We start from the raw sequence: 19,173 nt of genomic DNA on the forward strand, positions 1-19,173 counted from the left end.
ATGCGGATTGCCAAATCGGCGCTGATCGATCCCGAACGCAATGAAATCTTCGGAATGGCGGCGATTGCGCTGTCATTCTTCGTGTTCGCCTACTCGTCGCGTTTCGGGCAGATCTCGGTTCTGGCCTATTATGGCATGTGGCTGCCGCTGGTGGTGGTCAACTACCGGCAGGTGCTTGGCAATTATCCGCGTTATCTGTGGATCTTCGCCTTCGGTATCCTCACCGTGCTGTCCAGCTTCTGGTCGGAGGCAGCATCGGTGACCATGCGCGCCTCCATCCAGTACATGACGCATATCGTCTGCGCCTTGATCGCCATGCGGGTGATATCCATTCGGACGCTGACGCGCGGCGCGCTGATCGGCATCGCCGTGGTTCTTTTATATTCGCTGCTGTTCGGCATCTATCTCTTCGATGCGCTGGATGGCACGTATAGTTTCGTCGGCGCCTTCTCGTCGAAGAACCAGCTCGGTTTTTATGCCTCTCTCGGAGTCATTTTTGCAGCCGCCTCGGTGCTGGTTCTCAAACAGAGAGGCATCTGGCTGCCAATCGCCGGCGTTACCGGGCTTTTATCGGCCTATAGCCTCCTTGCATCGCAATCGGCGACATCCACCATCACCACCGCGGCGGTGGTTGCACTGATAATCGGCTTCATCCCTATCGGCATGCTGTCTCCCGCCAACCGCAAGATGACGTTTTTCGTGCTCGGCGGCCTGGGCGGGCTGCTTGTGGTCGCCTCCCTGCAATTCGGCCTGCTCGATGCCATTCTGGGTGTTTTCGGAAAGGATTCGACGCTTACCGGCCGCACCTATCTCTGGCAGCAGGGCATAGAGGCGACAAAACAGACGCCGATCCTCGGTGTCGGTTATCAGGGTTTCTGGGTGGCGGGTTTTGCCGATGCCGAACGCCTGTGGAACGACTTCTTCATTACCGGCCGCACCGGATTCCATTTCCATAATACCTATATCGAGACGGTGGTAGAGAATGGCATCGTCGGCATGGTGCTGCTTGGCATGGTGCTTTACGGCACGCTGCTCGGGCATCTGCGCTCGGTGCTGATGCGCAGGAGCGATCCGCAGGGCGTTATTCTCTTTGCGATCTGTGCGCTGTTCGTGGTGCGCTCCTTCGTGGAGATCGATATCATCTTCCCGTACCAGATCGGCTCGTTCCTGCTTTATTTCGCTGCCGGCAAACTGTGCCTGCCAGTGAAGGCAGCGCAGAATGGTGAAACTCACCCGGCGATCGGTATGCGGTTGCAGACGAGAGCCTAGAGATAATCCGCCGAGACATGCGGGCTGGCGTGGATGAATTTCCACATATCCTTGCTGACATCGACGATATCGGCAATCGACTTTTCCAGGTGCTCGATTTCCTTCTCATCCATGCGTTCAACCTTGCCGTAACGAACCTTGCTGTCGTCCTCCACCAGCCGCATCAGCTGGGTGCTGGCGATTTCGCCCTTTTCGTCGAAGGAATAAATGCAATGATTGTATTTGTTGCGCGTCCGCGCTTCTTTCTTCAGCCGCGCCATGATGGAGAGAATGGTCTTGCGGTCCGGCGTCGGCGTTGAGGGGAGTTTCGCCAGACGCTCGATGAGGTCCATGCGCGCCCGTGTGGTATTGAGCGTCAGAAACACGACGATGGCCGCTTCCTTCTCCACTTTCAGGAGATGGACGATCAGATAGATCATCAGGCTTTCAGTGTTCGTCCACACATAATTCAGCCTGCCGACCAGTAGCAACACATCCGACATCACCGCCATGCTGCTTCTCCCGCCCCGGCGAAATATATTTGGATATTATAAGCTGAGCGCTGCGGAAAAGACAGTATAGGCTACTGATATTTCTTCATCTTTCCTTGAAGGCGCGGGACATGCTGTCGGAGATCGGCTTGGTCAGATATTCAAAGAAGGTGCGCTCCGAGGTCTGAATCAGAACGTCGGCCGGCATGCCGGGCACGGGATGGAAATTATGGACCTTGGCGATCTCGTCGTCGGAAACCTGCACGCGCACGATATAGACGTCCTTGACCTGCAGGCCGGCATTTTCCTCGATGCTGTCGGCGGAAACGTAAAACACCTTGCCGTTCAGAACCGGTGTGGTGCGGCGGTTGAGCGCTGACAGACGGATCGCGGCGATCTGGCCTTCATGTAGCTGATCGATGGAGGTTCTGAGCACCTGTGCTTCAAGGATCAGGGGAACGTGGGCGGGCAGGATTTCCATGATCGGCTTGCCTGTGGTGATGACGCCGCCGGGGGTGTGATAATAGGCCCGCACCACCGTGCCGTTGACGGGGGAGCGGATGACGGTGCGTTCCAGCACTTCGGCAGCACCACGCACCTGTTCCCGGACACTGTCGAGATCGGATTCAGCCGTTTCCAGCGCATCGAGCGCTGCCTGTTTGTTGGCGTTGACGGCAATGATCGCTTCCTGTTTGAACTTGGCGATTTCCGCCTCGCTCTGGTTCATCTCGCCGGTCAGACGGGCGATATCACCCATGGCGTCGGCAATGGCGCGTTCCAGTGCCAGCATATCGGTCTTGCGGATGACGCCGTCCTTGGCGAGCCTTTCCTTGGAATCGCGCTCCTGCGTCAGAAGGGCGAGTTGCCGGTCGAAGGACTGTTTCTGCCCGTCATAACCCGCATAGCGGAACTCCAGCGAACGGATATTCTTTTCGATCAGGTTCAGCTGCTCGTCGAGCTTGACGATCTTGCTGTGGAACACGATGTTCTGGCTCTGGATGATGGAATTGATGTCAGGATCGCCGGCTTCCTTCATGACGATTTCGGGCACCTTGAAAGTCTTTTCGCCCTGTGCTTCGGCGCGCAGGCGCGTCACGATGGTTTCAAGGCGAAGACGCCGCAGCTGCAACATGCGTTCATTGGCCAGCGCCGTCGTCTTGTCGAGCGTCAGCAGCACGTCGCCTTCCTTGACCGTGTCGCCTTCACTGACCATCATTTCCTTGATGATGCCGCCTTCCAGATGCTGGACGATCTTGTTGTTGCCGGTGGCGACGAAGCTGCCCTGGGCAATGATGGCGGAAGAGAGCGGTGCGGTGCCGGCCCAATATCCGAAGCCGCCGAATGAGGCGAGCAGCACGGCAAGTCCGATGGAGCTATGCAGGCGGATGGAGCGTGGCACTTCGCTATACCATTCCAGCTGGCCCTGCGGTTTGATTTCGGCAATGGCGTTTTTCTTCTTGAACATGACGAACCTCAACCCTCGATCTGCGGGGACTGGTTGGCCGGACGGCCATTGCCGGAAAGTGCTTTCAGCACCTCGATCCTTTCACCAAACATGGCGAGCGATCCGTCTTTCAGCACCATGATCTTGTCGACGCATTGCAATAGTGCCGGGCGCTGGGTGATGGTGACAGTGGTGATGCCCTGTTTCTTGGCGTGCAGCAGCGCTTTGGCCAGCGCTTGTTCGCCCTGCGTATCAAGGTTGGAGTTGGGCTCATCCAGCACCACGAATTTGGGATCGCCAAAGAAGGCGCGGGCAAGTGCGATGCGCTGTTTCTGGCCGCCGGACAGCGGCGCGCCATCGGCGGCAACCACGGTTTCATAACCCTGCGGAAAACCGGCGATCAGCTCATGCACATCGGCCAGCACTGCCGCTTCGTAAATCTGCCGATCGTCGATATCGTCGCGCATGCGGCAGATATTGGCCTTGATGGTGCCGGGGAAAAGCTGCACGTCCTGTGGCAGATAACCGATGCTTTCACCGAACTGCCGCTGGTCCCAGTTGCGCAGATCCATGAGATCGAGGCGCACATTGCCTGAGGTGGGCAGGATGGAGCCGACCAGCATCTTGCCGAGCGTCGTTTTGCCGGAACCGGAATTGCCGATGATGGCGAGCGATTCCCCCTTTTTCAGCGAAAAGGAAATGCCGTTCAAAATCACCTTCTTCTGCGGCGGCGGTACGAAGAGAATACGCTCCACATCCAGACGCCCTTCCGGATTGGGCAGGCGCAGGCGCGGGAAATTCAGCGGCGAGCTGATGAGAAGCTGCTTGATACGGCCATAGGAGGCGGCGGATTTGTTGAACTGGTGCCAGCCTTCGATCGCGCCTTCGATGGGCGCCAGCGCACGGCCGGAAATGATGGAGGCCGCGATCACCATGCCGCCGGTCAGTTCGCCGGAAAGCGACAGATGCGCACCCCAGCCCAGAAGCGCCACCTGGGTGATCATGCGGGCCGCCTTGGAGACGCCGGAGAACATGATGTTGCGATCCTGCGCCGCCACATGCGACTTCAGCGACCCGGCCGTTTCACGGCCCCACATCTTTACCGCCTCGGGTATCATGGCGAGTGCATTGATGATCTGCGAATTGCGCGACATGGAATCGAGGTGGAAATTGGCGCGGCTGAGGTAACCCGAGGCTTCGGAAAACTGCCTTGCGGTGAAACGCTGGTTCAGCCAGGCGATGATGAACAGCACAGCGCAGCAAACCATGATGATGATGCCGAGATGCGGATGGACGAGATAGACCACCACGATGAAGAGCGGCATCAGCGGCGCATCGAGAAATGCAATGAGCGTTCCTGACGTCAGGAAGGAGCGCAGCTGCTGCAGATCCTGCAGGATCTGGTAGTCCTTGCCGTTGCCGTGCAGGGAGGCGCGGGCGGCGGCGGACAGGATTGGCGCGCCAAGCTGCACTTCAAGCTCAACGGCGGTGCGCATCAGGATGAAGCGGCGGATGGCGTCCATGAAGGCCTGCAGCAGAACCGCGCCAAGCACGGCCACCGTCAGCATGACAAGCGTATCCATCGAGCGGCTGGTCAGCACCCGGTCTGATATCTGAAACAGATAAAGCGGGATGGCGAGCAGCAGGATGTTGATGGCGATGGTGAACAGCATCACCACCACCATGTTGCGGCGAACGGCGGCGATGCCTTTTGCAAGACTTGCGGCGAAATTGATCGGCTCGCTGCGCTTGTGGAAGCCGCTCTGGCTTCCGCCACCACCACCTCCGCCACCGCCGCCACCATTGTCCGTCGGCTCCTTGCCGCCACCACCCGTCACTGGCCGGCGTTCGTTTTCGCGGATCGGCCCGTCATTATTGTCGATGGTTTTGACGAAAGGCAGCTCTGTATTGTCGATCTTGGCTTGCGGTTGCGCCGGGGAGGCGGGTTGCCGCTCCGGCTGTGGCGCCGGCCTTACCGGGGGAACGTCCCGCAATTGTTCGGGGTGCGCCGTTTTTGCAAGCGGTTCGGACGGAGTTTGCGGGGGTGTTGGCTGGGTGGGGGATGTAAAGGTTTTTGCCGCCTGTTCCGCGCCGGATAACTGGCGCAGATTTTCGACGGCTTCGTTGATGGCTGAAATACAGGCGTCCGTCAGTTTGCTGTCTTCCGCTTCCTGATCCAGCGGCAAATCCAGCGAGCGTCCGTCGGCAATCGTTTTCCTTGAGATATGATCCATTTTATATCGGTCCCCGGTGATCTTGCGGCGTTTGCGGGTTCGGCTATTGCGGGGCGTGTTTGCCGCCCCGCCTGCCGGACGTTACGCAACGACCGTCTGCATGACGTCGGATGGATGGGCATTGGACCATGAGAGGTCGTGGCCGCCATTGATGACGCCGTCGGATTCGTTCTGGATGGTGGCGGGATCGTCGTGAAGAAAGGCGATGACCTCGTTTGCCAGCTGGCCGTGCTGTGTCGGCTGCGACGTGTCGTTTTCGATGATGCCGCCCTGGATCAGAATGGCATCGGAATAAACGCCGCCGGCGACATAGGTGGTGGAGCCGAAGCTGTCGTAATCGACGATCTGTGCGATATTGACGACGGCGTTGCTACCGGTATCGATATGGACCGTGGCATTGTCGTTGTTTTCGAGGACTTTGGCGGCGGCCTGGGTCACGTCGTCGGAATCGCCGAGCACGCTCACCTGCTTGATGATACTGACATCATAAAGGTTGCCGGTGATGTAAAGGACGTTCAGTCCCTGATAGCCGGCGAAGTTGGCGTCGTGGGCAAGCGCATCCGGCATGTTGGGATCGCGTTCGTTGATCGCATTTACCGTCTGGTGCATATAGTCCGGCATGGTCTCGAAGCGGTCGTTGCTGCCTACATTATGAATGCTGGCATCGTTCCACAGCAGGTTATTGCCGGATTGGATGGTGGCGCCACCAGGTGCATCGGGATTGGCGCGGGCCCAGTCATTGTCGTAAAGCACGGCAATCTGGCTGATGAGGTTCATGTCCAGCACATTGCCGCCGACGATGATCAGATCGTACTGCATGCCGATGCCGAGGAAATTGGCGATGTTGAGCGCGGCGTTACCGCCGGTCAAAAGGCTGACACTTGCACCCGAGGTGGTGATGGTCATCGTGTCATTGTCGCTGATGAACTGGTATTGTTCGATCCAGTGGACGAAGGACACATCCCCTTCCAGCACGCTGACGCGCCAGGCGGTGGGGAATATCGGCGGCTCGCCGCTCTCATGGCTGTCCGCCGCGGCATTTTCCGCGCCCGGATAGACACTGCGCTGAAAGCTGGCGATGTTGTAGGCGGCCGTTGCCGCCTGATCCTCCGAGTGCGTGAAGACGGAAGAAATCTCGTCCCGGTCACTGTAGATATAGGCTTGGGTGATGGCGTCGATCTGGTGATAATCGCCCATGACGGCGGTGACCGAGGTCATGACGCCGGTATTGACCAGCGTGGCGATGTTGGCGACGACATTGGCGCCAGCGGCGATATCGAGGCTGTTGCCGGCCGGGCTGTCTTCATGCAGGGAAACGTCGCTTTTTTCCGGTGCCTCGGCGGGTTTGGCAATGCCGCGGTCCGGCATGAAGTCGTCGAGCGTCGGCTTGTCGTAGGCCACCGCGCCATTGATATAAAGACCGTTGATATCGTTGCCGGCCAGAACGAAATCCTGGTCCGCGCCGGTGCCAAGCGAGGTCACGTCATTGTCGCGGGCGTGTTCGATATAGTCGTGCGCGGATTTGGCAAGCGCCTGCAGCGCGTCGTAATTATCGGTGCGCTGGAAGGTGGAAAAGGGCGTGAAGACGGCGGCTTCGTTGTAGAATTCGACGGTGCGCTCGGTCACGAAGGTCGTGTCGCGCGCCACATTCGGGCCGTCCGTCATGTTCAGATAGTCATCGTCCTGGAGAATATTGACCTGGGTAAGATGGCCGGCTACCGAGCCTGGACCCGTATGAACCACCAGTTCGCGCTCATCAAAGGAAAGGCGGCCGGGAAAACGGAAATGCGCGCCGGAAATATCGACCGGGATGGCATTTGCAAGCTGCTGCATGTCGTATTCGACAGCGCGGGCGAAATGCGGTCGCATGTAATCGAAATCGTAATAGCCGGAGCGATATTTGACACCGGGATCGTAATCCTCGAGCGGGACGTCATAGTTCTTGTCGAGCAGCCTTGCTGCCTCATCGTCCGGCAGTCGGTCCGGATCGGAATGCGCCGGGCCTTCGCTATAGTTGCTTCTCAGACGCGCTTCCTCGACCACCGTGTCGAACATGCCGATGAAATGCGCGATCATGTCGGAAATCTTGTCGATATGCATTGAAGGTCCCTCCCTGATCATCGCGGCAGAGCCTGAGGCTGCGCAGGGCACCCGTCTCAAAGGCGGTGCTTCGTCTTACGCAGACCGGTCCTTCAACCGCGAACTGCACCGGCGGGTGCCGGTGCAGCTCTTTTCGTCAAGAGGTGGGTATCAGGAGTGATCCTCACCGACGTCGGATACATGCGAGTTACCGCCTGTGATCGTGACGTCAACGGCATTGGAGAGCATGTTGGCGCCCTGCACCAGTTCCAGATGGAAGCCGGAATTTGCAAGGATTGCCGATGCATCCGCAGTGCTGGTGCCTGCTGCGTCGTCGCCGGCCTTGAGGTCCCATCCCTTGCCGTCCATGCCTTCCGCGCCATAGGCGTCGCCGGCATTGGCGCTCAGGTGGTTTTCCGCACCGCCATTCTGCATCTTGATGTCGTAGGCCTGATCCTGGTCTGCCAGGTGGTTGGCCTGCACCATGCTGAAGCCGGTGTCATTGCCGTCGCCGTTGAGCGAGCTGTTGAGGATGTTGTCGACATCGAGCGTGAAGGAGAAGTCGTCACCCAGGTTGAAGGTGAGGTCCCCGCCGGCGATGCCGAGATTGCCGACATCCTTGACGCCGGCGATGTTACCGAAGTCGTCATCAGACTTGTAGTAGCTGTCGGCGGAGTTGAAGCTGTCGGAGGTCGTCGTGGTCTTGGTGGAGGTGTCGTTGTCGGAGTAGGAGAACGTCTTGTTGTCCGTGTCCGTGATCGTTTTCACATTGGTATCATTGTCGCTGTACGACTTGCTTTCGTAGCTCCAGTCGTAATCCGTCTTGATATCAGTGTTGGTTTCGGTGCTTGTCTTGGTGGTCGTGTCGTTGTCGCTGTACGACTTGCTGTCATAGCTCCAGTCATAGTCGTTGTCGCGATTGTCACCATTGCCGACTGCTACATCGATCTTGGCGTCAACATCCACATTGGTGCTGTTGTCGCTGTTGTCGTTGTTGCGGTTTTCACCGTTTGCGGTGCCGACATTGCTGTCTTCCACCTTGGCGTCATTGGTCGAGGTGTTGGCAAAACCCTCGGAAAGAGCGCCGATCTTGGTGATGTCGTCGCCGGCTGGCTGTGAATTGTAACCCATTTCGATTTCCTCCGAAAAAGCTCGGAGCAGCTTTCGAAATCCCTCTCATCTCAAACGGGATTTTTTCGCGCTTGCTCCGTGTTGCACAAAGATTGATGTTTGCAGATGCACTCGGTACGTTTCATCTGCGGTTCGGCATCGGCCCGCGACCGGGCTCTTTTCGTTCAGCCCCTTGTGCGCTACTCGGTAAAAAGGCGCACAAATCCGTTCCTCGCTCCAATAGGGAGCGCGGTGGCTTCGTCTTTTTGCTTGCGTGTTTTCTTGAAAAGGAACCGGCGTTGGCAAACACACGTTAAGGCCGGGATAGTCTTTTCATCGGCCGCCGTTCAGCGACGGTCAGACTGTGCCGCAGAAAAATTGCGCTTTCTAGCTATCAATTCGGGCTAAACATATCGGCACCCATAACCGGAATATATATGCCGGAGGGGTAGGCCAAGGCTCGTTTTCGCGGCCGCTGCAGCAAATATCCGCAGATTTGGCGGCAAAAAACCGGCTTCTTAAAACCATCGTGCTTTTGCAAGGGAAAAGGGCGTCATCCCGAAACGGCACATCGTCCGGGATCGTTTGCATGCGAGATATGAAAAGGTCTTTCAACTAAAAGTTATATTTTCTTGGAATACAAAACCGGAGCGGAGGCATTTCTAACGCCTTTGTTTCCTTGATGATTTCCAAGTGAATGATTTTCTCTCACCGTAATCAATTTTGTATGCCTAATGTAAAAAATAACCCGTATGGGCCATTTATTTACACAGCTTTTCGTATTAGCCTCCTAAATTAACAGGTAATTAATGATAGTTGACATGGCTTGAGGCAGGAATTGCCCCCCATGGTCTTGGGGGCGTCCTGGCGGACGACAGACGGCACACCAAAAAGAATGTAATGCGTAAGCGCTTTAGGGAGGCGTCAATGTTCATGGGAACTTCAGATTATGCGGCAAAACAAAAAAACGCCGTTTCACCTATAAATGGAACTTTATTGATCATAGCGGATCCGGACCTGTTTTCCGAGTGCCTCGTGGAGGCGTTGGGCAAAAAGTTCCCCACATTCGCGGTGGTGAGCGTTACCTCGTCGTCGACTATTAACGATGACTACGGGGCGAATGTCCGGCTGGTGCTGCCTTATCGCATGTCCGGCGAGCGGCTCCATAATCTTCTCGCGGCAATCCACGAAAAGCATCCGGATGCGCCGATCGCACTGGTGGTCGAAACCATCGACAAGTTTGAGGAACCGCTGAAGCAGTTGGTGGGAATGCGCGTCATCGACGGCGTGTTGCCGCTCAATCTGCGGCTTGACGTGTTCATGGCGGCTGTTGATCTTTTGATGAAGGGCGGAGAACATTTTCCCGCGGCTCTCCTCGGCAAGCTCACACCCTATTCCCAGGCCGTCAGCGGCAAGAGCGTTCAGACAAACGCCGTTATTGCCAACCGCGCCGACGCCCTTGCGGCAAACAGGGGTGAAATGGCGGCGCTGACGACACGGGAGGTGCAAATCCTCGACCTGCTTTGCAAGGGTACGCAAAACAAGATCATTGCTGACAAGCTGCATCTGTCCGAAAACACCGTGAAGGTTCACGTTCGCAACATCTATAAGAAGATGAACGTGCGCAACCGAACCGAGGCGGCATCGCGCTTCTTCAACAAGGACGACGACGCTACGTTATCCGGCTGGAAGAACTAAGCATCAGGCAGGCCGAGGCCGCCCGGGCGCCGGTTTCCGCCGATGTTCCGGCCCGAGACTTACGGTCTCAGGAAGCAGCGGGACTTCTGGCCAAATCCGCTCGGCGAGCAAATATAGGGAGAAGAACCGGAATAGGAATGTCGCGCTATCGACGGTGCCTCGGACGACGCGTCGGCAACAAGCGTTACAGCTGCATTGCCTGTCTTGTCGTAGCCGTAGGAAGCCCTGGTAGGAGTAACCCGCGTCTTCATTGTTGTCGTATCCGCTGATGCGGTCTTGATGAAAACAGCGTCTTCGACCACGGCGCACGAGGCCGTTGCGAAAGTGAGTGCTGAAAGGGCTGCGGCAACGAGCGCAAAATGATTGAGTCTGGCCGCTTTGCCACTCTTGGAATAAGGCATTTCATTCATCGTGTATGTCCCCTGAAATCGACTGTCTGTCGCATCTCGCCGGGCGGTTTTGTCCCGGTGGACCGAGCCTTACAAAACCAGGATAGTCCCGACTGGTTGAGCGAAGCTTGCGCTAATGCTCAATAAGAAAGGCATAAAGGAGGCGTAGTTAAAAAGTATTAAACCAAGGGCTATTTTTAGTAATTCAGGGTAATCAATTGTAATATTTCGACAAAATGAAGTTGACCTGTTTTTCACCGCGCCTATCATAAAAGTTGAAAACTATCGAATCGAAATATTAAAACCTCCAGAAGAAATAAAAACCGGAGGATGATATTCAAGATACCGCACAATCGGGAGTTTGATCCAGTTCAAGATGAATCAGCCGGGCTGATTCCTCATGGGGAGGAGTGTGTAATGCGTAATTTCGTTCCCAACGAGCATGATAATGGCGTCACGATCTACTCGGAATGGCGTCCTGGCCAGCGCGTTCTCGTCAATGGCGGCGCTGGTTTCCTTGGTTCCCATCTTTGCGAGCGTCTGCTGGCCTGCGGCCACGAAGTGATCTGTCTCGACGATCTTTCGACCGGGCGGACGGCGAATGTGGAGCATTTACGGGACAATAAGCGGTTTTTGCTGGTCGAGCACGACGTGCGCAAACCCTATGATATCGACGTCTCGCTGATCTTCAACTTCGCTTCGCCGGCTTCGCCGCCGGATTACCAGCGCGATCCCGTCGGCACTTTGCTCACCAATGTGCTTGGCGCCGTCAATGTGCTGGAGGTCGCGCGCAGATGCGGTGCAACCGTAGTGCAGTCCTCGACATCGGAAGTCTACGGCGATCCACTCGTCAATCCCCAGCCGGAAAGCTATTTCGGCAATGTAAATACAATCGGGCCGCGAGCTTGTTACGATGAGGGCAAACGCAGCGCCGAAACGCTGTTTTTCGATTATCACCGCTTTTATGGCGTTGATATCAAGGTGGGACGAATCTTCAACACCTATGGGCCGCGCATGCGGCCCGATGATGGACGTGTGGTTTCCAACTTTATCGTCCAGGCACTGAAGGGAGCCGACATCACCATTTATGGCGATGGCAGCCAGACGCGCTCCTTCTGTTATGTCGATGATCTGATCGACGGTTTCCTGCGTTTTTCGGCCAAGCCGAAGGATTGCACCGGACCGATCAATCTCGGCAATCCGAGCGAAATTCCGGTCCGACAACTGGCCGATATCGTCATTCGCATGACGGGTTCCCGCTCGCGCATCGTGCATCTGCCGGCTGCAATCGACGATCCGCAGCAGCGCCGCCCAGATATTTCGCGGGCCAACGAACAGCTGAGATGGCAACCGCGCGTGCCGCTCGAAATCGGACTGGAAAAAACCATCGTCTATTTCGATGCTTTGCTGTCCGGCAGGAAAGTGGCGGAGGCCGTATGAGATGGCCCGCACAATCCTCGTCACGGGCGGGGCCGGATTCATAGGCAGCCACATCTGCAAGGCGCTGGCAAAATCCGGCTTCAAGCCCATCGCATATGACAATCTCTCGACCGGCCATGCGGATGCGGTTCGCTGGGGGCCTTTCATCGAGGGTGACATTCTTGATCGTGGCCTGCTGAAGGCCACGCTCAGGGAGTTCCAGCCGGCCTTCGTCATCCATTGCGCCGCCAACGCCTATGTCGGCGAATCCGTCGAAGATCCGCGCAAATATTACCGCAACAATGTCGGCGGCAGCCTTTCGCTGCTGGATGCCTGTCTCGACCAGAATATTGGCGGGCTGGTATTCTCCTCCAGCTGCGCCACCTATGGCGTGCCGCCACAATTACCAATCCGCGAGGAAACCGCGCAGATGCCGGTCAATCCTTACGGGCGCACCAAGCTGATTTTCGAAATGGCGCTGGATGATTACGCCGCGGCCTATGGCCTGCGTTTCGTGGCGCTGCGGTATTTCAACGCGGCCGGCGCCGATCCGGATGGCGAGCTTTGCGAACGCCATGAGCCGGAGACCCACCTGATCCCCCGGGCACTGATGGCGGCTGCGGCGCGGTTGCCGCAACTCGATATCTTCGGCGCGGATTACGACACCACGGACGGCACCTGCATTCGCGACTACATCCATGTCAGCGATCTCGCCGATGCCCATGTGGCCGCCGTCAATTATCTGGCGGATGGCGGGGAGACGCTGCGTGTCAATCTTGGTTCGGGCCACGGCACCTCGGTTGGCGATATCATCCGGGCTATCCATCGCGTTACGGGTCAGGAAGTGCCAGTGCATTTCGGCGCGAGGCGCGAGGGCGATCCGCCGGCGCTGTTCGCCGATATTGAAAGGGCAAGGCAGACGCTCGGCTTTGCGCCGAAACATTCCGATATCGACACGATCATCCGCACGGCCGGTCCCGGTTTCGGACTGGAGGTGCGGTCATGACGGCGCGCTCCACTCCTTTCGTCCAACCTGTACGTGCTGCCACAGGCGCATTGCGGATGCGACCGGTCTTCACCGGCTGGAACCGCATGGCCTATCGTCTGGGCATCGGCGGCTGGCTGGTGACGCTTGGCTATTTCTGGGTCTGGTGGCTCGACCGCGACCGGGTGATCGACTGGCCCTATTATACCGTCGTTACCCTGACGCTGGCGTGGATCACGCTGCTGCCGTCCTATTTCATTTTCATATTCCTCAACGCCCGCGTGGTCGACCGGCGCTCCCCTTTGCCCAAGGGCCGGGTGGCGATGGTCGTTACCAAAGCCCCGTCGGAGCCTTTCGCCGTGGTGCGCAAGACGCTGCTGGCCATGCTGGACCAAAGGGGCATGGAGCAGAAGGGCCTGGAATTCGACGTCTGGCTTGCTGATGAATATCCGGATGCGCAGACGCTTGCCTGGTGTGGGGCACATGGTGTTTTCGTTTCGACCCGGAAGGGCGTCGTTGATTATCACCGCAAGACCTGGCCGCGCCGCACCCGCTGCAAGGAAGGTAATCTCGCTTATTTCTACGATCATTATGGCTATGAGCGTTATGATTTTGTCGCACAGTTCGACGCGGATCATGTGCCTGAACCGGATTATCTGAGCGAGATCATCCGTCCCTTTACCGATCCGTCGGTTGGATATGTCTCCGCCCCAAGCATCTGTGATGCCAATGCCGGCGAGAGCTGGGCCGCGCGCGGCAGGCTTTATGCGGAGGCAAGCCTGCACGGCGCGCTGCAGCTCGGTTATAATAATGGCTGGGCGCCGCTCTGCATCGGCTCTCACTACGCCGTGCGCACGAAAGCGCTGCGTGAGGTAGGCGGTCTCGGCCCCGAGCTTGCCGAGGATCATTCCACCACGCTTTTGATGAATGCCGGTGGCTGGCGCGGTGTCCATGCCGTCAACGCCATAGCCCATGGCGACGGGCCGGCGACCTTTGCCGATCTCATCGTGCAGGAATTCCAGTGGTCGCGCAGCCTGATGACCATCCTGTTGCAATATTCACGGCATTATGTGCCGAAGCTGCCTTTGCGGCTGAAATTCCAGTTCCTGTTTTCGCAGCTCTGGTATCCGCTGTTTTCCGGCTTCATGGCGCTGATGTTCGTGCTTCCCGTCGTTGCCCTGTTGCGTGGGCAAGTGCTGGTCAATGCGTCCTATCCGGCGTTCCTGGCGCATTTCCTGCCCATTTCGCTGATCATGATCCTGTTCGCCTTCTTCTGGCGGGCAACGGGGGCTTTCCGCCCTCATGATGCGAAGCTTTTCAGCTGGGAAGCCATGGTGTTTCTGTTCCTGCGCTGGCCCTGGTCGCTGATGGGTGTGCTGGCGGCGATCCGCGACACCATCCGTGGTGACTTCGTCGATTTCCGCATCACGCCCAAGGGCACGCAGGCCAAACCGCCGCTGCCGCTGCGGGTCATCGTGCCCTACATGGTTCTGGCGGCGGTGAGCTTTCTCGCCATGGTGCTGGCGCCACGCGATAGCGGAGCGGAAGGCTTCTTCATTTTCGGGGCGATCAATGTGGCGATTTATGCGGGACTTTCCGTGTTCCTGCTCATCCGCCACGTGATGGAAAACGGCTTGCCGCGATTGCCGGCGATGCGCGGCGGCGCAACCGCTGCGGCCTGTTCACTGTTGCTCGTCGCCGGCAGCGCCGCGGAACTCAGCTCGCATGCGATCGGTGGGCTTGAAGCCCTGTCGCACGGGCAGCCCTACGTCACCTTCACCGAAACGCGTTTTACGGTTGCCGGTGCGGGTGTGGAGGGCGCGAGATCGGTGCGCGTGAAGCTGCGCATCACCCTGCCGGGCTTGCCCGGTCATCGGGAAATGCAGGCGGAACCGGCCGTCGCACCGTCGCCGACAGTGGCAACCGGAGAAATCATGCTGGCCGACAATAGGGTCGGACAATAGAAGGAGGAGGCTGTGATGAAAACAACAATAAGCAACTGCGGATTCTCCGCTTTCGTACTCTGCCTTGCGGTGATCGCGCCCAGTGCCGTCCACGCCGCAGGCGGCACGAAGACGCCGAAACCGCTCAGAACCAGCGAAGTCGTGGAGATGTACTTCGACAAGACCTGGAAATGGGATGCGGGCGGCGGACGCTTCATTGCCGATGGCCGCAAATTCATCGCCCTGACGGAAGAAAAAGGCAAAAAATCCGTCGGTGAGGGCATCTGGACCGTCGATGCCAAAGGCACGCTGTGCATGCGCGCCACCTGGAAAGCCGAGAATGGAAGCGGCAAGGCCGATACCTGCTTCGACCACGGCCGCATCGGCAAGGTGCTCTATCAACGCAAGCAGGGCGGCCAGTGGTACGTGTTCCGGCACAACCCGCCAAGGCCCGGCGATGAATTCCTGAAACTTGTCCGCAAGGACGACGTCACCCCGCAGATCGCCGCCTATGGCAAGGCGATGACGGCGACGCGGTAGGGAGGAAAGTGTCATGCAGATAACAAGAAGAAAACTTCTCTTCGCAAGCGGGGCTGCAGTGGCTTTTTCGGCCAGCATGTACCCCATGTTCAAACTGGATGCGCAGGGTGTTGCACCCATGGGCGCCACGGGCATGAAGACGCTTGCCGACAAACGTCCGACATTGCATGCGGATGGTATCCGTTTCGGTGCTTACGATCCGCATGGTGATTTCACCGGACAGGCCGGGGTGGCGACGGAACATCTGTTCCTGCCCTGGGAAGACGTGGATCTCGACAGTCTTGCGCTCGCGGATGCCTATGCCCTGGAGCGCAAGCGCAATGTGCTGATCACCGTCGAACCGTGGTCATGGGACGTCAACTGGCGGCTTTCCTCCGACGAGTTGCGCCGCAAGGTGCTGGGAGGCGACTACGACAAGAACATGCAGGCGATAGCCGCACGCATGTCGGCGATGAAGAGCCCGCTGATCCTGCGCTGGGGTCAGGAAATGGAAGACACGTCCGGCCGCTTCTCATGGTCCGGCTGGAACCCTCGGGACTACATCACGGCCTATAAACGCATGGTGGACATGACCCGCAGGGCGGTTCCCGGTGTCAAGGTTATGTGGTCGCCCAAGGGTCTTGATGGCCTTCGGGCTTATTATCCCGGCGATAACTACGCCGATCTCGTCGGCCTTTCGGTCTTCGGTCTCGAAGATTACGACAAGATCGAATATGGCGGGCCGAAGACGTTCTCCGATCTGCTGCGCAAGGGATACGGACTTGTCGAAACCTTCAACCGGCCGGTCTGGGTCGCGGAACTCGGTTATGAAGGCGGCGATTCCTATGTCCGTCCATGGATGAACGACGTAACGCTGAAACAGGCGGATTTTCCGAAGCTGGAAGAAGTCGTCTATTTCAACGACAAGGACGTGCACCCCTGGCCGCACAATCTCGGCAAGCCCGACTGGCGCGTGGTGCGCCCGGCCAAGGCTTGATTGAGGCCGGAGCGGGCCGAGCGGACGCCCGGCCCGCTCGCCCGCCCGGACATTATCCGCTGACCGCCAGCACGGCCTCAGCCTCATAGATGGCGCAGACGATGTGATAGAACGTGCTGGCCGGTGCCGGCTCGTCGAGCATCGGCCTGTCGGCTGGCCATTTGTCGAACCAGAGACCCTTCACCGGCGTGTCGAGGAAAGGCTGCAGCGCGCCGATGGCCCTGAGGCCCGAGGCGAGGTAACGCTGCCGTTCCTCGCCGGAGGTGACGCTGGCAAGGCGTACGGCCGCCTTCAGCCATTCCGTCTGCGGCCACAGCCGCGCCAACCCGTCATGCACCGAAAAATCATCGTAGAGGCTCATCACCGCCACCTTGCGGCGCGGGCAGATGCCATGCTCTTCGCCGATCTCGAACAGGCGTTTTGCCTTGTCGATCGCCTCACCGTTGTTGCGCAGGCTGCCCCAGCGCACCAGAAGCCATGCCCATTCGAACTGGTGGCCCGGCTCCATGATCCGGCCCTTGTCGCTCTTATGCGGCGTCCAGTCATGCTCGAAGAACTCCCGCAAGCCGCCATTGCCGCCATCGATGAAGCGGGTGAGCGCCAGATCGGCGATCTCGTCGGCCAGCGCCGACCATGGGCCTTCCGGGTCCTGCACCTCCCAGGCCAGCATCGCCTCGAACAGATGCATGTGCGGGTTGGAACAGAGCGGCGTGCGCGGCGGGTTCGCCTCCTCGAAACCGGCGACGGGGTGTTTGTAGTCGCGCTTGAGGATGGCAAGAATATCCAGCGCCCGGCCGCGCATCTCGTCCTTGCGCTCGGGCAGGCTTGCAGCAGTCTGGGCGGCGGCGAAAAGCGCAAAGGCCTGATTGTAGAGATCGAAGGACGGATCGATCAGTTTGCCGGTCTGGTCGGCGAGGTTGCCGTAAAGACCGTTATCGAGACGATAGACCTTTTCGAACCAGCTGAGGCCATGCAGGAGCGCCTCTTTCCAGGGCCCCTGCCAGCCGTGCTGGCCGGCGGCGGCGAAACAATAGGCCTGACGCGGCTGCACGCGGGCGCGACGATCATCGGAAAAAACCGGTTTGGCATCCTGGCCGAGGCGCTCGTAAAAGCCGCCATCGGGGCGGGCCGAACCCGCCTCCCACCACAGCGGCAGGGCATCCTCATCCAGCCATTTCCGTAATGTCCCGATCTCTTCGGCAAGCGCCTGGGCGGCACTCGGAAATTGCACTGTCATCAGTTAACTCTCTGTTTTTACAGTCGAATGAAAAAATAGATCAATAAAAATACGTGATTATAGAAGCAAGTAGACCATGGGACATATTGCGCTGCAACCGTAAAATCATCGACCTCACCCTGAGCCAACCCGCATTCGTGCGTTTGGTTCCATGGTCCTCAGTGGCAAATAGCGCGTCCAGGGTGATTCGGAATCCACAAAGTGTCAGAAATTACAACGAAAATTTGAGATTGCTTATTCGTAGTCCTCACGTATTTCGTAGCAATGGTCTCGTCATTAGTGATTCGGCCTCTTTTTAATATGGGCGGCGTTGGGGAAATAGAGGGGCACAAGGCAGTGAGATTTTCTGCCTATACTTCATTGCTGTTCTCCATTGTGGTTCTTACGGGCTGCAATACTCCCGCGGGCGTTCGCTCGTTCGGGGGCGCACAGATGTTGTCTCCGTCCGAAGCGCTGGTTTTCCCGCCGCCTGGTGGTCCGGAAATCGTCACCGTGGTCAACCGCACCTATTCCAATGCGGTGGCGCAACAGGTCATATTGCGATCCGAGGCTGCCACGCCCGGACAGAACTACATCAAGGCGGAGTTTTTCGGCCCGCAGCAGGCCGGTGATACCGATCGCGACGCTCTTGGTTTCAGCGGTTTCCGGGCTGCGTCAGTCGCGCGTGAAATCCGCACCGAATTTCCGGGACAAAACATCGCCATGTCGGCGAACTACCTGCAGAATGGCTATGGCGCCTTTTCTTATGCCGCCGGCAGCGGCCGGGGTGATGATACCTGCCTTTATGGCTGGCAGGATATACGCTCGCCGGAAAGCATGCGGCAGGATTTCCGCAATCTCGGCCGCATCAAGGTGCGGCTGCGCCTCTGCCAGTCCGGCGCGAGTGTCGAGCGACTTCTGGCGGTCATGTATAATTACACGATCACCGGCACCTATGCTTCTGAAAGCTGGAACCCTTACGGCACGCCGCAGGCGGTGGACAAAAACCTCGGACGGCCGGGCAATCCGGTCTATCCCCTGAAGACAAACGAGGTGCCGATGCGGCCCGGCGGTGAAGTGACTGCCAGCGTGCCGACAACGCCGCCAGTCCGTCGCGCGGTTGCCGCCCCGCCGGTGCAGCCGGAACCACAGCCGCTGCCGCCCGTTGCTGCTGTCAATATTCCGTCGCCCACATCGGCTGGCGCCCCCGTTCAGCCTGCACGACCAGCAGCAATGGGCCAGCGCGCCGAGAGCGGAACGGCAAGGAGCGGCCAGCAACCATCACAGGTTCCGCAGGTGTCCATTCCCTCGCCAGCATGTCTGGCCGGTTCGGGAGCGGCCCAGGGATGCAGATGATCACCGGGAATAAAGCGGAAATTCCGGGCCGAAATTCCGGATGGG

Annotated in this window: 15 protein-coding genes; 8 read left to right on the forward strand and 7 right to left on the reverse strand. The window is 58.3% G+C overall.

From position 1 onward, the window contains the following. Positions 1-1,269: an O-antigen ligase family protein gene (locus EXN68_RS20940; RefSeq protein ID WP_142842687.1), complete on the forward strand. Its 1,269-nt coding sequence runs from the start codon at positions 1-3 to the stop codon at positions 1,267-1,269. Here the strand turns inward: EXN68_RS20940 and EXN68_RS20945 are convergent. From EXN68_RS20945 to EXN68_RS20965, 5 genes are all read right to left on the reverse strand, one after another. Continuing rightward, entirely contained in the window at positions 1,266-1,760 is a 495-nt protein-coding gene (locus tag EXN68_RS20945) for a hypothetical protein (RefSeq protein WP_142842688.1), read from the reverse strand. The genes EXN68_RS20940 and EXN68_RS20945 overlap by 4 nt on opposite strands. 85 nt (positions 1,761-1,845) lie before the next feature. Continuing rightward, on the reverse strand, positions 1,846-3,204 hold the full coding sequence (locus EXN68_RS20950) for an HlyD family type I secretion periplasmic adaptor subunit (protein WP_142842689.1): 1,359 nt from the start codon (positions 3,202-3,204) through the stop codon (positions 1,846-1,848). An 8-nt stretch (positions 3,205-3,212) separates the two neighbouring features. Beyond that, complete coding sequence (locus EXN68_RS20955) at positions 3,213-5,417, reverse strand: type I secretion system permease/ATPase (RefSeq protein WP_142842690.1); 2,205 nt, start codon at positions 5,415-5,417, stop codon at positions 3,213-3,215. Between the two features lie 81 nt (positions 5,418-5,498). Next, a complete protein-coding gene (locus EXN68_RS20960) occupies positions 5,499-7,517 on the reverse strand; it encodes a hypothetical protein (RefSeq protein ID WP_142842691.1) in 2,019 nt (672 codons plus the stop codon). Between the two features lie 150 nt (positions 7,518-7,667). Further along, positions 7,668-8,627: a fibrinogen-binding protein gene (locus EXN68_RS20965; protein WP_142842692.1), complete on the reverse strand. Its 960-nt coding sequence runs from the start codon at positions 8,625-8,627 to the stop codon at positions 7,668-7,670. A 906-nt stretch (positions 8,628-9,533) separates the two neighbouring features. On the opposite strand from EXN68_RS20965, the gene EXN68_RS20970 reads away from it, so the two are divergent. After that, positions 9,534-10,304, forward strand: coding sequence for a helix-turn-helix domain-containing protein (locus tag EXN68_RS20970; protein ID WP_142842693.1), 771 nt, complete (start codon positions 9,534-9,536; stop codon positions 10,302-10,304). 59 nt (positions 10,305-10,363) lie between these two features. Here EXN68_RS20970 and EXN68_RS20975 read toward each other — a convergent pair whose 3' ends face one another. Then, positions 10,364-10,714, reverse strand: a complete 351-nt coding sequence (locus EXN68_RS20975) for a hypothetical protein (protein ID WP_142842694.1) — start codon at positions 10,712-10,714, stop codon at positions 10,364-10,366. Between the two features lie 396 nt (positions 10,715-11,110). On the opposite strand from EXN68_RS20975, the gene EXN68_RS20980 reads away from it, so the two are divergent. Genes EXN68_RS20980 through EXN68_RS21000 form a run of 5 tightly spaced genes read left to right on the forward strand, consistent with a single transcriptional unit; the run spans position 11,111 to position 16,556 of the window. Next, positions 11,111-12,133 (forward strand): UDP-glucuronic acid decarboxylase family protein, encoded by a 1,023-nt coding sequence (locus tag EXN68_RS20980; protein ID WP_142842695.1) that lies wholly within the window; start codon positions 11,111-11,113, stop codon positions 12,131-12,133. Between the two features lies 1 nt (position 12,134). Continuing rightward, positions 12,135-13,118 carry a UDP-glucose 4-epimerase GalE gene (galE, locus tag EXN68_RS20985; RefSeq protein ID WP_142842696.1) on the forward strand — a complete coding sequence of 328 codons (984 nt, stop codon included), beginning with the start codon at positions 12,135-12,137 and terminating at the stop codon, positions 13,116-13,118. After that, a complete protein-coding gene (locus EXN68_RS20990; protein ID WP_142842697.1) occupies positions 13,115-15,061 on the forward strand; it encodes a glycosyltransferase family 2 protein in 1,947 nt (648 codons plus the stop codon). The genes galE and EXN68_RS20990 overlap by 4 nt, the downstream gene beginning before the upstream one ends. 15 nt (positions 15,062-15,076) lie before the next feature. Then, the gene (locus EXN68_RS20995) at positions 15,077-15,580 is read left to right on the forward strand and encodes a DUF995 domain-containing protein (protein WP_142842698.1); all 504 of its coding nucleotides are present in this window, start codon (positions 15,077-15,079) and stop codon (positions 15,578-15,580) included. 13 nt (positions 15,581-15,593) lie between these two features. Continuing rightward, complete coding sequence (locus EXN68_RS21000; RefSeq protein ID WP_142842699.1) at positions 15,594-16,556, forward strand: glycoside hydrolase family 26 protein; 963 nt, start codon at positions 15,594-15,596, stop codon at positions 16,554-16,556. A 52-nt stretch (positions 16,557-16,608) separates the two neighbouring features. On the opposite strand, the gene EXN68_RS21005 is transcribed toward EXN68_RS21000, so the two are convergent. Further along, positions 16,609-17,793: an AGE family epimerase/isomerase gene (locus EXN68_RS21005; protein ID WP_142842700.1), complete on the reverse strand. Its 1,185-nt coding sequence runs from the start codon at positions 17,791-17,793 to the stop codon at positions 16,609-16,611. A 432-nt stretch (positions 17,794-18,225) separates the two neighbouring features. Here EXN68_RS21005 and bcsN point away from each other — a divergent pair, with 432 nt between their 5' ends. Next, positions 18,226-19,128 carry a cellulose biosynthesis protein BcsN gene (bcsN, locus tag EXN68_RS21010; protein WP_142842701.1) on the forward strand — a complete coding sequence of 301 codons (903 nt, stop codon included), beginning with the start codon at positions 18,226-18,228 and terminating at the stop codon, positions 19,126-19,128. Positions 19,129-19,173: the final 45 nt, after the last annotated feature.

Origin of the sequence: Martinezella rhizogenes (genome assembly GCF_007002745.1) — a bacterium.
In the GTDB taxonomy this organism is placed as follows: Bacteria; Pseudomonadota; Alphaproteobacteria; order Rhizobiales; family Rhizobiaceae; genus Agrobacterium; species Agrobacterium cucumeris.

Coding starts and splice junctions, on each gene's coding strand:
- EXN68_RS20945 (WP_142842688.1), bottom strand. CDS start 1,760: ATGGCGGTGATGTCGGATGTGTTGCTACTGGTCGGCAGGCTGAATTAT.
- galE (WP_142842696.1), top strand. CDS start 12,135: ATGGCCCGCACAATCCTCGTCACGGGCGGGGCCGGATTCATAGGCAGC.
- EXN68_RS20965 (WP_142842692.1), bottom strand. CDS start 8,627: ATGGGTTACAATTCACAGCCAGCCGGCGACGACATCACCAAGATCGGC.
- EXN68_RS20950 (WP_142842689.1), bottom strand. CDS start 3,204: ATGTTCAAGAAGAAAAACGCCATTGCCGAAATCAAACCGCAGGGCCAG.
- EXN68_RS21000 (WP_142842699.1), top strand. CDS start 15,594: ATGCAGATAACAAGAAGAAAACTTCTCTTCGCAAGCGGGGCTGCAGTG.
- bcsN (WP_142842701.1), top strand. CDS start 18,226: ATGTTGTCTCCGTCCGAAGCGCTGGTTTTCCCGCCGCCTGGTGGTCCG.
- EXN68_RS20960 (WP_142842691.1), bottom strand. CDS start 7,517: ATGCATATCGACAAGATTTCCGACATGATCGCGCATTTCATCGGCATG.
- EXN68_RS20990 (WP_142842697.1), top strand. CDS start 13,115: ATGACGGCGCGCTCCACTCCTTTCGTCCAACCTGTACGTGCTGCCACA.
- EXN68_RS20980 (WP_142842695.1), top strand. CDS start 11,111: ATGCGTAATTTCGTTCCCAACGAGCATGATAATGGCGTCACGATCTAC.
- EXN68_RS20975 (WP_142842694.1), bottom strand. CDS start 10,714: ATGAATGAAATGCCTTATTCCAAGAGTGGCAAAGCGGCCAGACTCAAT.
- EXN68_RS20955 (WP_142842690.1), bottom strand. CDS start 5,417: ATGGATCATATCTCAAGGAAAACGATTGCCGACGGACGCTCGCTGGAT.
- EXN68_RS21005 (WP_142842700.1), bottom strand. CDS start 17,793: ATGACAGTGCAATTTCCGAGTGCCGCCCAGGCGCTTGCCGAAGAGATC.
- EXN68_RS20940 (WP_142842687.1), top strand. CDS start 1: ATGCGGATTGCCAAATCGGCGCTGATCGATCCCGAACGCAATGAAATC.
- EXN68_RS20995 (WP_142842698.1), top strand. CDS start 15,077: ATGAAAACAACAATAAGCAACTGCGGATTCTCCGCTTTCGTACTCTGC.
- EXN68_RS20970 (WP_142842693.1), top strand. CDS start 9,534: ATGTTCATGGGAACTTCAGATTATGCGGCAAAACAAAAAAACGCCGTT.